This is a genomic window from Paenibacillus pabuli, assembly GCF_039831995.1.
Taxonomy (GTDB): Bacteria; Bacillota; Bacilli; order Paenibacillales; family Paenibacillaceae; genus Paenibacillus; species Paenibacillus pabuli_C.
Window position 1 is genome coordinate 1,016,598 of sequence record NZ_JBDOIO010000005.1, and the last position, 15,097, is coordinate 1,031,694.

The 15,097-nt window shown below is 45.3% G+C and carries 12 protein-coding genes; 10 read left to right on the top strand and 2 right to left on the bottom strand.

The features are described from left to right. Nucleotides 1-1,037 precede the first annotated feature (1,037 nt). The 3 genes from ABGV42_RS31345 to ABGV42_RS31355 all read left to right on the top strand — a co-directional run bounded on the left by ABGV42_RS31345 (nt 1,038) and on the right by ABGV42_RS31355 (nt 3,140). Entirely contained in the window at nt 1,038-1,166 is a 129-nt protein-coding gene (locus tag ABGV42_RS31345) for a hypothetical protein (protein WP_347385158.1), read from the top strand. A gap of 18 nt (nt 1,167-1,184) precedes the next feature. Then, on the top strand, nt 1,185-1,355 hold the full coding sequence (locus tag ABGV42_RS31350; protein WP_347385159.1) for a hypothetical protein: 171 nt from the start codon (nt 1,185-1,187) through the stop codon (nt 1,353-1,355). 525 nt (nt 1,356-1,880) lie between these two features. Then, nucleotides 1,881-3,140 (top strand): RelA/SpoT domain-containing protein, encoded by a 1,260-nt coding sequence (locus ABGV42_RS31355; RefSeq protein ID WP_347385160.1) that lies wholly within the window; start codon nt 1,881-1,883, stop codon nt 3,138-3,140. Nucleotides 3,141-3,307: 167 nt separating this feature from the next. Here the strand turns inward: ABGV42_RS31355 and ABGV42_RS31360 are convergent, their stop codons facing one another. Continuing rightward, nucleotides 3,308-3,736 (bottom strand): stress protein, encoded by a 429-nt coding sequence (locus ABGV42_RS31360; protein ID WP_347385161.1) that lies wholly within the window; start codon nt 3,734-3,736, stop codon nt 3,308-3,310. Between the two features lie 217 nt (nt 3,737-3,953). Between ABGV42_RS31360 and ABGV42_RS31365 the strand changes: the two genes are divergently transcribed. Next, nucleotides 3,954-5,207 (top strand): mechanosensitive ion channel family protein, encoded by a 1,254-nt coding sequence (locus ABGV42_RS31365; protein ID WP_347385162.1) that lies wholly within the window; start codon nt 3,954-3,956, stop codon nt 5,205-5,207. Nucleotides 5,208-5,373: 166 nt separating this feature from the next. Beyond that, complete coding sequence (locus ABGV42_RS31370) at nt 5,374-6,228, top strand: aldo/keto reductase (protein WP_153976505.1); 855 nt, start codon at nt 5,374-5,376, stop codon at nt 6,226-6,228. Between the two features lie 175 nt (nt 6,229-6,403). Here ABGV42_RS31370 and ABGV42_RS31375 read toward each other — a convergent pair whose 3' ends face one another. Continuing rightward, entirely contained in the window at nt 6,404-7,555 is a 1,152-nt protein-coding gene (locus ABGV42_RS31375; protein WP_347385163.1) for a glycosyltransferase family 2 protein, read from the bottom strand. A 401-nt stretch (nt 7,556-7,956) separates the two neighbouring features. On the opposite strand from ABGV42_RS31375, the gene ABGV42_RS31380 reads away from it, so the two are divergent. The 5 genes from ABGV42_RS31380 (at nt 7,957) to ABGV42_RS31400 (ending at nt 14,990) form a co-directional block, all read left to right on the top strand. After that, nucleotides 7,957-9,534 (top strand): extracellular solute-binding protein, encoded by a 1,578-nt coding sequence (locus ABGV42_RS31380; protein ID WP_347385164.1) that lies wholly within the window; start codon nt 7,957-7,959, stop codon nt 9,532-9,534. A gap of 72 nt (nt 9,535-9,606) precedes the next feature. After that, the gene (locus ABGV42_RS31385) at nt 9,607-10,533 is read left to right on the top strand and encodes an ABC transporter permease subunit (protein ID WP_175397143.1); all 927 of its coding nucleotides are present in this window, start codon (nt 9,607-9,609) and stop codon (nt 10,531-10,533) included. A gap of 30 nt (nt 10,534-10,563) precedes the next feature. After that, on the top strand, nt 10,564-11,448 hold the full coding sequence (locus ABGV42_RS31390) for a carbohydrate ABC transporter permease (protein ID WP_347385165.1): 885 nt from the start codon (nt 10,564-10,566) through the stop codon (nt 11,446-11,448). Between the two features lie 44 nt (nt 11,449-11,492). Beyond that, a complete protein-coding gene (locus ABGV42_RS31395) occupies nt 11,493-13,826 on the top strand; it encodes a helix-turn-helix domain-containing protein (protein ID WP_347385166.1) in 2,334 nt (777 codons plus the stop codon). A gap of 33 nt (nt 13,827-13,859) precedes the next feature. Then, entirely contained in the window at nt 13,860-14,990 is a 1,131-nt protein-coding gene (locus tag ABGV42_RS31400) for a glycoside hydrolase family 88 protein (RefSeq protein ID WP_347385167.1), read from the top strand. Nucleotides 14,991-15,097: the final 107 nt, after the last annotated feature.

Consider the following 15,097-nt stretch of genomic DNA (forward strand, 5'->3'; position numbering starts at 1 on the left):
GCTTGCTCTAGAGGAGCTGAACATTCCGGTATACCTAAAAACAAAGTGCTCGATGTCACCGTATCTGCAGACCATCCGCAATTTAAAATTACATGCCGAACGGAAACAGAGGAGCAGGTGGGCTACACTAGCGAATATCTGTTTCTCTGTACGGGTGGTCTTACCTGCCGGAATGCGGGGACGGATGGGTCCGGATATACAATCGCCCAGCAAATGGGGCATTCCTTGGGGGAGCCTGTTCCGGCCCTCGTGCAATTGAAGGTGAAATATCCATATCAGAAGGCAATTTCCGTTACAAAACTCCAAGGATGAGCCGACATCCTCGTGAACGGCAAAGTCGCAAGCAGTGAAACAGGGCGGAATACATTACACCGATTACGGCTTCTCCAGTCCCACCGATACTACAGCTTGGCTGGACGGCAGCCGTTCATCTCGCGAAAGGGAACACCCTATCTATCTATCAATTTGATGCCGAACCGCACGGAGGAATAGGTTATCGAATTTCTGGAGACGAATCAGGGGAAGTTCCCGCACCGAAGGTTCACGGAGCTTTGTCAGTTTTCTACACAAGAAAATCATCTGCGTCCTGCTAAAGGAAGCGAAGGTTGATCAAGAGCCTAGGCCTGGAGCTTTGATTATTCCGCCGCGAAGGCAATTACTGATCAACTTGGCAGGCATAGTGTATAAAGATGGATAGTTGTTTGGCGCTCACACAGGAACCACGCATTGGCGAATTGTGGTTTTGAACAGCCACGCTTCGCCTTCATTAGAGCGAAACCAGTTGTTCTGGTTGGTGGTTTTTTTATTTATGATATAATGTTGATTAATTTAGATTGGGGGACTCAAGATGTTTAATAATCGAGAACAGCTCCAAGAAATTTTATAAAAGGCGAATAAACATGCACGGAAGCAAGCCAAAGAATCAGGCGCTTCTATTTATTATATAAAGAATAACAAACGTGTTCGTGAAGATGCTGAAGGTAATAAATTTGAAATTACTTTTGATGCGGCCGGTAAACGTCAGGAATTCGAGTATCATGAGTGAAATAAAACCAGTTATGAATGTGTTTACTGGAACCAATGGAGCAGGGAAAAGTACTCTCAGCATGCAAATGAGAGATTGGCTGGCAAGTTGGTTGATCCAGATCAGATTGCAAGACAGTTAAAGCCAGAGGATCCGCGTAGTGCTGACCTTTCTGCTGGAAGGGATGCTGGGAAAAGAATCCGATCACTCAGAAAAAAGTGGCGAAAACTTTGCTATTGAAACAACATTATCTGGACCATTGGTTTTGAAACATATGGAAATTGCTAAAGAAAACCGCTATGAAATTGTTGTGTGTTACATCGACCTATAAGATGTACAAATGCATATAGACCGTGTAGCTTCTCGTGTCGAGCAGGAGGACTTTGGATTGCTGAAGAGGATATTTGTTTGGATACGGTCAGTCATTGCAGAACCTTAGACCCGCTCTGGCCATCGCAGACCAGGTTACCATCATTGATAATACATATGAGCCTCTAATTGTTGCAGAAATCACTCAGGGTGACTTGATCTATTTTGTGGAGTTCATATCTGCTTGAGCTAAATCTGTTTTGGTTAGATATTGATACTCAGGTGACATCAAAACTGTGACTACACCCATAGAAGCTTAGATCTCGCTATCTTCGGAAGGGGGTTCGACTCATATAAAAAAGTAATTATGCCTGATAAAGGTATGATTACTTTTTTTGTATATGTATAAAGTCTTTGTGAAGGACTACTATTGAGTAAATTGAATAACATTATTAAACTTATTGGAGCTAAATGGGCATGCAGGATTTTTGTTTATTATTGAAGAAGTACTATTAGACATAAATTTAAGACGAGGAGTGTCTCATTAATGAATAAAGATCAACTTATTATTGAATGTATAGATTTGTATCGGAGAGAAAAAAAACAATTTCAACTTTTTTTGAACTCAATACGGGATTTTTTTGAATTAGATCCTCCAATTAATGAGACGAGCCAATCAGTTATTCATTCTATAAAGTATCGTTTAAAAGACGAGGATCATTTAGCCGAGAAAGTTAATCGGAAAAGTTCCACTGGTAATCCGATAAATGTTAATAATTTATTTAGTAGAGTAACCGATTTGGCTGGTTTACGCATACTCCATCTATATCAGGATCAGTTTCCAATTATACATGAAAAAATAATGAATAAGGTTAGATCGAAAGATTGGTATTTTGTGGAGCCGCCGAAAGCTTATACTTGGGATCCAGAAACTGTTAATTTTTTTAGTGGTTTAGGTATACAATGTGAACAAAAGGAGAGTTATTACACAAGTATTCATTATTTAGTAAAACAAAAGGATGATACCTCTATTATTTGTGAAATTCAAGTTCGTACGCTTTTTGAAGAGATCTGGGGAGAAATTGATCACTCGATTAATTATCCCCAATCAATTGATAGTGTTGCATGTAAGGAACAAATTCGTGTTCTTTCTAAGCTAGTATCTACAGGAACTAGATTGGCTGATTCTATTTTTAGAACCTATAATGACTACAAAACACAGGTTAAAGAAATACAAGATGAGGAGCCAATTAATTTTAATGAGGACATACATAAAAATTCTAATAGTAAGCTAAAAGCTCATGAGTCGAAGGTGGTTCAACAATATCTACTAACAGGTAATAGTAATTGGTTTGATCAAGTAGCTTCAGATTTAAATAAAGTTATAGGTGCTACATTTATGTGGCCAAATGGTTACTGGCCTTTTGAAAAAATAGCATCAAAAGCTAAGCCACAATCAGGAGACTATTTTGTAGTGGGGTACAAAAATGCTAGTGAAAAAATTGTGGGTGTTATAAAGTATGCAGGGATAAAATCACTAACAGATATTATTGCTGAGAATGAACTAGCACCAAACGAAAGAATAACTAATGGATTTAGTGACGTAAATAATTTAAGGAAATTTGTTAACAATAGAAGAGAGGTAGGTTGTATTACTATTGAAAATATTAGGATGGTCGCGAATGATGAGTATAATCATGAATTTGGAGAGTTTAAAGAAACGTACGCAGTCCGACAGAACAGTTTATTTATACATAGAATTGGTGTAGATGTTAATAACGAATTTAGGGTGACATCAAAACTGTGACTACACCCGTAGAAGCTTATGTGTTGTTATCTTCGGACAGGGGTTCGACTCCCCTTGCCTCCATTAGAGCGAAACAACAAGAAAGCCATCAGCCAGAAATTCTGGTTGGTGGCTTTTCTGTTTATATGAAGCGCAACCTGTTAACTATTGATGAGCCATCTACTTCCTCATAAACCCTTAATAACCTCTACATATCGATCAAACTCGGTTTGACTCATTTGGTCACTCATCTGCAAAAGAATATTATCTTGGGCATAGGCATGCGAATTAGGCATTAGCGTTGATTTTCCGGGTTCCTCGTAAAAATCCTTCAGTTTCTCAAGATCGGTTTTATCCTCAAACAAGAATAGATACCCACCCTCACCTTCACCCAGAGCTGGCACCAAAATGCGCTGCACATCTTTAAAACCTAAGTTAGCCAATGCGTGTTCCTCACTGATAGTCTGCGTTGGAGTTTCGACCTTAAGACCAGCCTCTTGGAACTCGGTGACAATATCATCAAGAGTAATCGCAGACTCACTCTCATTCGAAGAGCAGGCAGCAGTTATGCTTAGAATGAGGCCTAATACGAAAACCCAACCAATGTATTTTCTCAAGTCATTCATTCTCCTGTTGAAAAATATAAGTAAGTATAGTTTAACATAATTGGATATTTTTAATTATAAAATGCCGTTTATTCTTCATATCTACTCTTAATACTTAACTCCAACAAACTAGCATACCCTTATATAGTGTCTCTTATCTTGAATTTTGCTTCGTATCAAAGAGTCATTTATAATGAAAAGCTAGACTAGACTGCGTTAGGAGGAAACAATGGATTTTATCAAAAAACAACTAGACGGAACGGGCATGAGTGAACAAACCATTGGCATTCTTTCAAACATCATCATGGTTATTTTTATAGCGGTGGTCTCCATCGTGGCGAATTATATTGCCAAAAGAATCGTGCTGAAGACGATCCATCATATCGTCAATAATAATCGGTACAAATCGGGCCATATCATTGTGGAGAAAAAGCTGTTCCACAAGCTGTCGCATCTCGTGCCAGCCATTATTATCTATTATTCTGCTTACGTCTTTCCATCCTATCAGGCCTTGATCGAGAAGGCTGCGATGACCTACATGATTGTAGTAACCATCACTGTATTTAATGCGCTGCTCAATGTGTTTGATGACATATATCGTTCCTATGAAGTATCCAAGATCAGGCCGATCAAAGGTTATATCCAGGTTGCCAAGATTATTCTTTTCATCATCGGGGGCATCATCGTCATCTCGAGCCTTATCGGTCAGAATCCGTTGATTATTCTCAGTGGGCTTGGTGCGTTATCGGCTGTGCTGATGCTGGTCTTCAAGGACTCCATCCTGGGCCTCGTGGCAGGCGTTCAATTGTCATCGAATGACATGGTGCGTGTTGGCGACTGGATTGAGATGCCGAAGTATAATGCAGACGGTGATGTCATTGACATAACACTCAATACGGTTAAGGTAAGAAATTTTGATAAAACGATCACGATGATTCCGAGTTATGCCTTGATATCGGACTCGTTCAGAAACTGGAGAGGCATGCAGGTATCTGGCGGCAGAAGGATTAAGCGAAGTGTCTATATTGATACAAGCAGTATCACCTTTTGTACCGAAGACATGATTGAGGAATTCCGGAAGATCCACTATCTTACGGACTATATCGCTACGCGAATGCATGAAATTAACGAGTATAATATGGAGCATCAGATTAATACGGAGAGCAAAGTAAACGGCAGACAGCTCACGAATGTGGGGGTATTCCGGGAATACATCCATCAGTATCTGAAAAATCATCCGAAGATTCATCAGGATATGACGTTGATCGTGAGACAGCTAGCACCGGGAGACAATGGACTTCCGCTCGAGATCTATGCATTCAGCAATGATATCACCTGGGGAGTGTATGAATCGGTGCAGGCCGATATCTTTGACCACATCTTTGCCGTGGCGCCAACGTTTGGTCTTCGTGCTTTTCAAAACCCAACGGGTCACGATATCGTTCAGCTTAAGGAAAGCCCGCAATTTTCACGTGGCTACTAAAATAGGAATACCAAAGGATACTGAGTTCAGCTCATATGCATTATGAAGGCCTGTACCGTCTGGAAAGAATTGATTCAATCGTGCATGGAGGGGTAGAATAAACGAGAGGGACTAACTAATTTTCCATATCGCTTCGTATACCTTTTTAGCAAAGGAGAGTCTTCAGATGAATCATCGAATTCCGGAATATACGTTGAATGATGGCTTGAAAGTACCGGCAATTGGGTTTGGTACCTATAGCTTAAAAGGTGCAGAGGGCGTTAAATCCATTGTATCTGCGCTGGATGTGGGTTACCGATTAATTGATACGGCCTATAACTATGAGAACGAGGCGACGGTCGGAAAGGCCATCAAGCAGAGCTCTGTTGCGAGAGAAGAACTGCTGATCTCTTCCAAATTGCCTGGGCGTTATCACGATTATAATAAGGCAATCGTAGCCATCGAGGAATCATTATACAGAGCAGATCTGGATTACTATGACCTATATCTCATTCACTGGCCGAATCCGAAGCAGGATAAGTATGTAGAAGCCTGGCAGGCACTCATTGAGGCGAAGAAACGTGGATATATCCGCTCCATTGGAGTTAGTAACTTCCTGCCTGAACATAATGAGCGTCTGATTAAGGAGACTGGGGTAGCCCCAAGTCTGAACCAGATCGAGCTGCATCCGTTTTTTGACCAGGCGGAGCAGCGGAAGAAGGATTCGGAGCATGGTATTGTCAATGAATCCTGGAGTCCCATTGGCCGCGGCAATGATGCCGTGCAGGATGTGGTGAAGGATGAGAAGATCCTCCGCATCGCGGAAGCTCATGGGAAAACGGGTACCCAGGTTATTTTGCGCTGGCATACCCAGCTGGGTTCCATTCCAATTCCGAAAGCAGGCTCCCTTCAACACCAGAAGGAAAATATCGATATCTTCGATTTTGAGCTGAGCGAGCAGGAGATGGAAGTGATCTCGTCGTTCAATCGTCAAGATGGACGGTTATGGGGACAGGACCCGAGCGAATACGAAGAGTTTTAAAGTAATTAATGAAACCGTACTATTCACCATAAGGGTGAGAAAAACGAGTATGTAGGATACGTCGCCTCCCATCTGCAGAGATGCAGATAGGAGGCTTTTTGTTGTGTTTTATTTGAAAAGAAGAATTGAATTTCAACCCATCCGTATTTTATCAGCTTCTAACGTGAGTCCTAACCTACTCCACCAATTTTTCAGACCTTTGCACCATATCCCGTAAAACACGAGCCACTCTGCTTTTCCTGCCTGCTGCTCTTCGCTGTATTTTAGCTAATGATTTTTTGTATGCCTCTGCATCAGATTGGAGTAAGAACTGTTTGGCTGCAATTCGTAGTGTCCTTTTTAACAATCGTGCGGAAGAACGTGTCGTTCTGGACCGGAACCCTTTGCGCAAGATCCTCAGTGTATTCTTGTATGTTTCTAGGTCAGCGGATGGAGGCACAACGCAAAATAAATTCAGTGCGGAATCATTGAAGCCATAGGTTTCCAACATGATTCGCAGATTCTCCGTATTGAGCACATCCCCCCGGAAGTGGGTTGGGTGCTCCTGATGATAGCCTACGACCTCTTTGATGCAATAGAAAGGCACTTTCATACAGTGCAGCCTGTAGCCCAAATCCCAGTCTTCAAGGCCATACAGTACAAACCTTTCATTGAAACCCCCAACGCGATTCAGCAGACTACGCCGGACGGATACACACCGAGTAACAAATACCATCCAGGGAGCTACATCTGTGCTCGCAAATTGTTTGATGACACCCGGCGGCATTTTGGATGGGAAAACCACTCGTGACAAAGCATCTGTATGATGAATGATATCTGCGGGTGTTACCAACGGGACAATTTCGTTGGCAGCTTCTAGTTCGGGTCGCCATGAGTTTGATGCTGCGAGGACCGCATGACAATGTTCTTTCTCTTCTGGGGAAAAGTCCGGATAGTAGTGGGTATATGAACCGTCGAAAGAATGCGGAAAGCCAGAAACCACGGCTCTGGGATTTTTACGATGATACTGCCGCACGGTTCGAATAAACTCGGGTAGTGCCAGAAAGTCAGCATCGCAAAAAATAACGTATGCCCCTTTGGCATACTGGAGCCCCAGATTACGGATCGCAGATCTGCCGCGCTGTTCTGTTTGGGATACATAGGTCAACGAATATGAAGCGCGATAAGCTTCAACCAGTTCTTTCGTTCCATCCGTTGAACCATCATCAGCCACGATAACTTCAAAAAGATGTTTTGAGTAAGTCTGTGCTTCAAAAGCCGCCAGTGTAAGCGATAACTGATGGGCCCGGTTATAGGTTGGGATAATGACGCTGTAGCGGATCGCCATGCTATTTTCCTCCCTCAGGTTTGTTGATGCTCCTTATGGAAAACCGAACACGTTCAAGAAAGATGTGATATTAGTGTATTCCTTATTTTTGGGGGCGACTGGTCAAATACCCTAAGGTTTTGGAAACAGGCTTGGTCGATCGCATTCTTCCTTTAAATGATTTGCCTGATGGTTACAGGAGGGATTGTCTGGTATTTTTCGCTCGCTGTTATCACTGCTCATATGATCTTGATCTTTTGCCTGCATGTGCAAATTCTGCGCCGGATAAGGAAATATCAAATTTTGGATATCTCAGCAAGAATGGAGGATAGCCATAATGGCGGTCAGGCAGTACCTTTATGAAGAGGGCTCAGCACCAAGGGTCCGACATCTTACACGAACACATGGGGGGACGTGAAGCGATGAAACGGTCATGGAGAAAGCGGCTGGCAATTGGAATCTGCCTGATGATGGGATTAACTGTCCTTGCAGGCTGTGCAGGAGACAATGGAAACGCGGGTGTGGCAGAGGGAGATGGCCCTACGCCAATATCGATCTGGATGTCAATGAACACGAATGCTTCCATCACGCTCAAGAGCATGAATGAAATCACGGCGATCAAGGAATGGGAGAAGAAGACAAATACCAAAATCGAATTTCAGCATCCCGCGGTGGGTGCCGAGACCGAACAATTCAATGTCATGATTGCCTCGAATCAACTGCCTGATGCCATGTTTGTAAATGGCGATTACGCCAAGCTGTTCAATGATGGCATCATCATTCGACTTAACGAACTCATTGATGAATACGCTCCCAATTTGAAAAAGATCCTGGAAGAGAATCCTGAAGTCGCCAAACAGTTAAAAGCCGACAACGGAGATATCTATGCCATACCGCATCTGCGTCTGGGGGAATATAAAACCTTCGGCGGCACATTCATCCGTCAGGATTGGCTTGATGAGCTGAAGCTGGAGAAACCGGAAACGCTGAGTGAATGGGAGACCGTGCTTAAAGCGTTCAAAGAGAAAAAAGGCGTCTCCGCGCCACTGCTGTTCGGGGCACCACCCAAGATGACTACGATGGGGCCAGCTGCACCGACCTATTTGGAGGCTTATGGCATCACCAACAATACATTCTTGAAGGATGGCAAGGTAGTCTATGGACCAATCGAGCCAGAATACAAGGAATTCCTGACGATGTTTCATCGCTGGTACCAGGAGGGATTGATTGATCCCGATTTTGCTACCAATGATCAGAAGACATACGATGCCAAAATTTTAAGCGGTCAGGCGGGTGCGTTTTTCACCTTCATCGGTGGAGGTGTGGGCCGCTACCTGCCCGCTCTGCAGGAAACCGATCCGAACGCCAACCTGACAGCTGTGCAATATCCAGTGCTGAACAAGGGCGATGAGCCGATGTTTACCGGGCGTTCCTGGGAGTGGAGCAGTAGCGGCGTTGTGATCACTAATAGCAACAAGCACCCGGAGGAAACGGTCAAAGCCCTCGATTATTTCTTCAGTGAAGAAGGGCATATGCTGAAAAATTTCGGAGTGGAAGGTCTCACGTATACGATGAAGGACGGTTACCCGACCTATACCGATGAGATTTTGAAAAATCCGGATGGATTGTCGGTTGCCCAAGCGATGGCCAAACACTTTATTGCGAACTATCCCTTCGTGGGTGAGGATGACGACCGGTACAATGAGCAGTATTATCAGCTCCAGCAGCAGAAGGATGCCGCCATTCTTTTCTCCAAATACAGCGAGAATACACTGAAGGTAGGGCTTCCTCCTACCAGTCTGACAACAGAAGAGTCCACGGAATACAGCAAAATCATGAGCGACATTGGAACGTACCGGGATGAAATGTTCATCAAGTTTGTCATTGGGGTCGAGCCGATTGAGAACTTTGACAAGTTTGTCGATCAGATCAACAAGTTCAACGTCAAGCGGGCCATTGAGATTCAACAGGCTGCGCTGGACCGCTACAACGCCAGATAACGAAGAAGCTGTCCGTGGGGGAACGCCTATTTGACTCGCGGACGCTCTCCTTCGAATAAATAAGGAAGGGGGATGGAGAAGGTGTCGCACAAGCTTTCCTTGTTATGGCTCAATTATAAAAAGAATAAAGCGATCTATTGGATGGCTCTTCCCGTCGTTTTGTATTTTCTCATCTTCAAATATCTGCCGATGTACGGAGCGATCATTGCTTTCAAGGATTACTCGGTGGGCAAAGGCATATGGGGTAGTGATTGGGTGGGACTGCAGCACTTCCGGGATTTCTTTCAGAGTTACTATTTCTGGCGAATCCTGAAGAATACCCTTGTGTTGAGCTTTTATCAGCTGTTATTTGGCTTCCCCGCACCGATTCTGCTTGCACTGCTTCTCAATGAGATTCGCAACGAAATATTCAAGCGCACTGTGCAGACCGTCTCCTACATTCCACACTTTATTTCCATCGTGGTCATCTGCGGCATGATTGTGGATTTCTCATCCCGGGATGGACTGTTTAACACCATCATTGGTTACTTTGGCGGTCAGAGCAGTGCGCTTCTCAGTGATCCGGCCAATTTCCGTACGATTTATACGGCTTCATCCATCTGGCAGGAGCTTGGGTTTTCCAGCATCATTTATCTGGCCGCGCTCAGTGGTATCAATCCCGAGCTCTATGATGCAGCGAATGTGGATGGAGCGAGTCGCCTTCGCCAGGTCTGGCATATTACATTGCCCGGTATCATTCCGATGATTCTGATTCTACTGATTCTCCGTATTGGCGGATTGATGGAAATTGGTTTCGAAAAAATCATCCTGCTCTACAATCCAAACGTCTATGATACGGCTGATGTCATCTCTACATTTGTGTATCGTAAAGGGATTAGCGAAAGTGCCGAGTTCAGCTATACGACTGCAGTAGGCCTGTTCCAATCCGTCATTAACTTTACACTGCTCATTGGTGCCAATCGCCTGTCCAAGGCGATATCCAATACCAAGCTATTCTAGTCAGGAATGAGGTGAGGGAGGGGAGTTCAGATGAAAATAAAACGATCACTCGGGGAGCGGCTGTTTGGCGGTGCCAACGCTATCCTGATGACAGGCTTGATTATTGTGACCTTGTATCCGCTATTGCATGTGCTGAATGCGTCGTTCAGCGATTCAGGTCAGCTCATGGCCCACAGAGGTCTGCTGCTCTTTCCCAAAGGGTTGACTCTGGAAAGCTACAAGCTGGTTCTCAGCAACCCGAACATCCTGTCCGGATACCGAAACACCATATTCATCGTCGTGGTGGGTACGGCACTGAATCTGCTGTTCACCATTTTGGGGGCCTATACCCTGTCTCGCAAAAGCTTCATGCTCCGCAATCCGATCATGCTGGCGATTGTGTTTACGATGTTTTTTAACGGAGGCATCATTCCATCCTATCTGTTGATCAACAATACGCTTCATATGGGGAACAGCCTGTGGGCTCTGATTGTACCGGGTCTGATTAGCAGCTATAATCTCATTATTATGCGGACTTCGTTTCAGGAAATCTCGGAAAGCCTGCTGGAATCGGCCCGCATGGACGGGGCGGGAGAGATGCTCATTCTCTGGCGAATCGTGGTGCCGTTGTCCATGCCGGTGATTGCGGTGATGATTCTCTTTTATGGGGTGAGCCATTGGAATTCATGGTTTGGTGCAATCCTGTACATCCGGGATCGAAATCTGTTTCCGCTTCAGCTGGTCCTGCGCGAAATCCTGATCCAGAACAGTACGGACTCCATGACGACAGGCGCGTCAGCCGTAGACAAAGAGGCCATCGGGGAAAGTGTAAAATATGCAACGGTCATGGTTGCCACGCTCCCTATTTTGTTTATCTATCCTTTTCTGCAGAAATACTTTGTCAAAGGTGTTATGATCGGAGCAATCAAAGAATAAATCAGTCGTAGGCCATGCCATACCAACATGTGAGGAGGAGACTCATGAAGAAGAAAAGCATCCTGTTGTCCTGGAGCATTTCTTACATGGTCATTCTGCTCATCCCGATAGTGATCGGTGCAGCTGTATTTGCCGAGTCCCGCATCTTACTTGAGGAAGAAGTGAATCGCTCCAACATGGTGCTGCTATCCCAGGTACAGGAGACGATCGATAACCAGATTGGCGATATTGGCAGCATTAGCAATCAATTAATGGCCGACTCTCAGTTAACAAGCTTCATTAACCATGCGACTGAACAGGATGCCCGGTGGAGGTTAATGGGACTTGAGCTTATCAAAAACCTGAAGTCCACACGTGTCGGAAACGGCTTAATTAGCGAATTATATATTTACATCAAGGACGCCGACGTTGCCCTGTCTTCCTCTTCGCTTATTCAGAAAACGTATCTGTATGACATGTTCTACAAAGGCACGGATATAACCGAGGAAGCGTGGACCAGACTTATGCACGATACGGATACAAGCAAGTTCCGGAAGATGGCGGTTCGGAGCGAAGATCGGCGTATTGAAGACACACTTGTCTACCTGCAGCCGTTCCCCATCCAGAGTGCTGCCGATAGCCCAGCGACCTTCGTGGTCAACCTGGACCCGAATCGGTTCCAGCAGGCAATTGATAATGTGCGTCTGGAAAAAGAGAGCACGGTATTCATCCTGGATCATGAGGGGAACATGTTATTTTCTACAGGAGATTTTGAAACCCCTTACAAAATGAGTGGAGATCTGGATCTGGGCCAAGATTCGAGAGTCAGTACGGGAACAATCGATTGGAACGGTGAATCCGTCACCATGTCCCAGATCTCTTCCAAGGTCCAGGATTGGAAGTATGTATCGATCATACCTACCCGAATCTATGCCAAGAAGCTAACGGTCATCCGTAATATTACCATTGGAGGTGTGACAGCTGGACTTCTGCTCGGTGGGGTAGCTGCTTGGTGGTTCACCAGGAGGAACTACCGTCCACTGGGACGGATCATGAACATTATCTCCGATAAGGTCAAATGGAAACTGGAGCAGCCGGACGATGAATATGGCATTCTGCAATCGGTGCTGGTCCGGGCCTGGGAAGAGCAGGATCAATTCGCGAGCAGGCTCAAGGATCAGCAAAACGTAGTGCGGAGCAATTTGCTTGCCAAGCTGATGAAGGGCAGGGTTCAGGCAGGTGACGAGTTTGCCGCAACGTTGGAACGGCTTGGTATTCGCTTCGAGACCCCATCGTTTGCCGTACTGCTCCTGCACATTGAAAATGTGGATGGGTTGTTCCGGACAAAAGTACGCGAGCAGGACCAGGAAGAGAAAGACCAATTTGTACAGCTCATCCTGACCAATGTACTGGAGGAAATGATAGGCTCCATGGGTCACGTGTATTCTGCAGATATTGATGGAAGGATCGTATTCCTCATCAACATTCGGGCATATGAGGAGAATACCGGATCTCAGTTGATCAGTGCCATTGAGGAAGCCCAGCGTTTTATCGGATCACGGTTTTGCGTGTACTTCTCCGTTGGAGTAAGCGAAGTTCATCACGGCGTTGCAGAGATTGCAGACGGATTTCGGGAATCGGAGGATGCGCTTGAATTTCGCCTGATTCTGGGGATTGGGCAGATCATTGACCAAAATCGGATTCGCAGGCCGAAAGAGGAATTATATTACCCCCTCGATCTGGAGAGGCAGCTCATTAACTATATTGCTACAGGCAATTATGCCCGTTCAACCGAAGTGATGAACGAGATCCTTATGACCAATTTTACAGGAGAGCCCTTGTCCGTTGAACTGGCACGCTGCCTAATGTTTGAGTTAATTGGTACCATTTTGAAAGCTACGGAACAGATCAAGTCAGATGACCAGAACGAGATGACGCATCGTAATGATCTGATTCGGCAATTGTTTGCATGCGAGACGTTTGAGGAGATTGAAGCCGAGCTGCTGCGAATTCTGGAGACCGTCTGTCAGATGGTGAATGAACGCAAGCGTTCCCGCAATGAAGAGCTGAAGGATCAGCTAATTGAATTCATTGTAGAGAACTATGCAGACGTCAATCTGGGTCTGACCCATTTGTCGGAACGATTTCGCTTTCATCCCACCTATGTCTCCAAGTACTTCAAGGAGCAGACCGGGATCAACGTGATTGATTACATCAACCAATATCGGATTGAACAATCCAAGAGAATTCTCCAGGCAGAGGAAGGGACCATTCAGGACGTATCCGAGCGTGTAGGGTTTCTCAACAGTAATTCATTCATTCGTGTCTTCAAAAAATATGAGGGCATCACGCCAGGTCAATATAAGCAAAATAGCAGGCTTGTCCAACATGAAGGATGAAAAACAATAGATTCATAGAGGAGGACTTGTTCCATGTGGAAAGATGCCATTGAAGATGCACTCCAAGTCACGAGAAGCAATATTGAGCGATTTGGGGATCGATTTCCCCATGTAAGTAACGGGGATGAGCATTATGTGCTGAATGACAACACGGAATGGACAGCAGGCTTCTGGTCAGGCATTTTGTGGTTATGCTCGGAGTACACCCAGGACCCGCTGTTTCGCGAGGCAGCCGTTAGAACCGTCGATAACTTCCGGACACGCATGGAACGGAAGAGCATTTTTGACCATCATGACATAGGCTTCCTCTATTCCTTATCCTCCAAGGCCCAATGGGTTGTGGAACGTGATCCTGCTGCACGTGATCTTACGCTGGAAGCTGCGGATATGCTGATGAAGCGCTGGCGGGAAGAGTCAGGGCTGATCCAGGCTTGGGGACGCAAGGGCGATGTGAACAACGGAGGACGGATTATTATTGATTGCCTGCTTAATCTTCCATTATTGTTATGGGCGTATGAACAGACAAATAACGAAGAATATCGGCGCGCAGCCAAGCTCCATGCGGAGAAAAGCCGGCGTTTTCTGGTTCGTGGAGATGATTCCAGCTATCATACCTTCTATTTTGATCAGGCTACTGGCGAAGCCATTCGTGGAGGAACCCATCAGGGCTATAATGATGGCTCGACCTGGACCCGTGGGCAGGCATGGGGGATATACGGCTTTGCGTTATGCAGTCGTTATTTGCAAAGTGCAGAGATGTTCGAGACAGCGAGGCGTCTCGCCCGTTACTTTATTGCCCATGTACCGGAGGATCATGTAGCATATTGGGATTTTGATGCACCACAGACATCCGAAACAAAGCGTGACAGCTCGGCATCCGCTATTGCTGCGTGCGGGATACTGGAGATCGCCGAGAGAATGGATCCATCCGATCCGGAACGGCAGTTCTTCCTGGATGCGGTGCAGAAGTCGATGGCGTCTCTGGTCCAAAATTATTCCACGCATGGGGCCGAAACCGAAGAAGGGTTACTCAAGCATGGTTCCTACTCCGTCAGAGGCGGGGATTCACCGGATGACTATGTGATCTGGGGCGATTATTTCTATCTCGAAGCATTGATGCGTCTGGAGCGGGGCATTCCTGGATATTGGTATGAGCGGGAGTAGAACGGTAGGCAGTATGATGAAACAAATATGATCAAGCAGGGTACATGAAATATAAAAGCAGTGACTCTTCCCATCAAGGAAAAGTCACTGCTTTGTTTTGCTTCAAC

Bases quoted from the DNA above. Each gene is read 5' to 3' on its own strand.
- ABGV42_RS31345 (WP_347385158.1), top strand. From the start codon at position 1,038: ATGAGTGAAATAAAACCAGTTATGAATGTGTTTACTGGAACCAATGGA.
- ABGV42_RS31395 (WP_347385166.1), top strand. From the start codon at position 11,493: ATGAAGAAGAAAAGCATCCTGTTGTCCTGGAGCATTTCTTACATGGTC.
- ABGV42_RS31370 (WP_153976505.1), top strand. From the start codon at position 5,374: ATGAATCATCGAATTCCGGAATATACGTTGAATGATGGCTTGAAAGTA.
- ABGV42_RS31355 (WP_347385160.1), top strand. From the start codon at position 1,881: ATGAATAAAGATCAACTTATTATTGAATGTATAGATTTGTATCGGAGA.
- ABGV42_RS31365 (WP_347385162.1), top strand. From the start codon at position 3,954: ATGGATTTTATCAAAAAACAACTAGACGGAACGGGCATGAGTGAACAA.
- ABGV42_RS31400 (WP_347385167.1), top strand. From the start codon at position 13,860: ATGTGGAAAGATGCCATTGAAGATGCACTCCAAGTCACGAGAAGCAAT.
- ABGV42_RS31375 (WP_347385163.1), bottom strand. From the start codon at position 7,555: ATGGCGATCCGCTACAGCGTCATTATCCCAACCTATAACCGGGCCCAT.
- ABGV42_RS31390 (WP_347385165.1), top strand. From the start codon at position 10,564: ATGAAAATAAAACGATCACTCGGGGAGCGGCTGTTTGGCGGTGCCAAC.
- ABGV42_RS31385 (WP_175397143.1), top strand. From the start codon at position 9,607: ATGGAGAAGGTGTCGCACAAGCTTTCCTTGTTATGGCTCAATTATAAA.
- ABGV42_RS31380 (WP_347385164.1), top strand. From the start codon at position 7,957: ATGAAACGGTCATGGAGAAAGCGGCTGGCAATTGGAATCTGCCTGATG.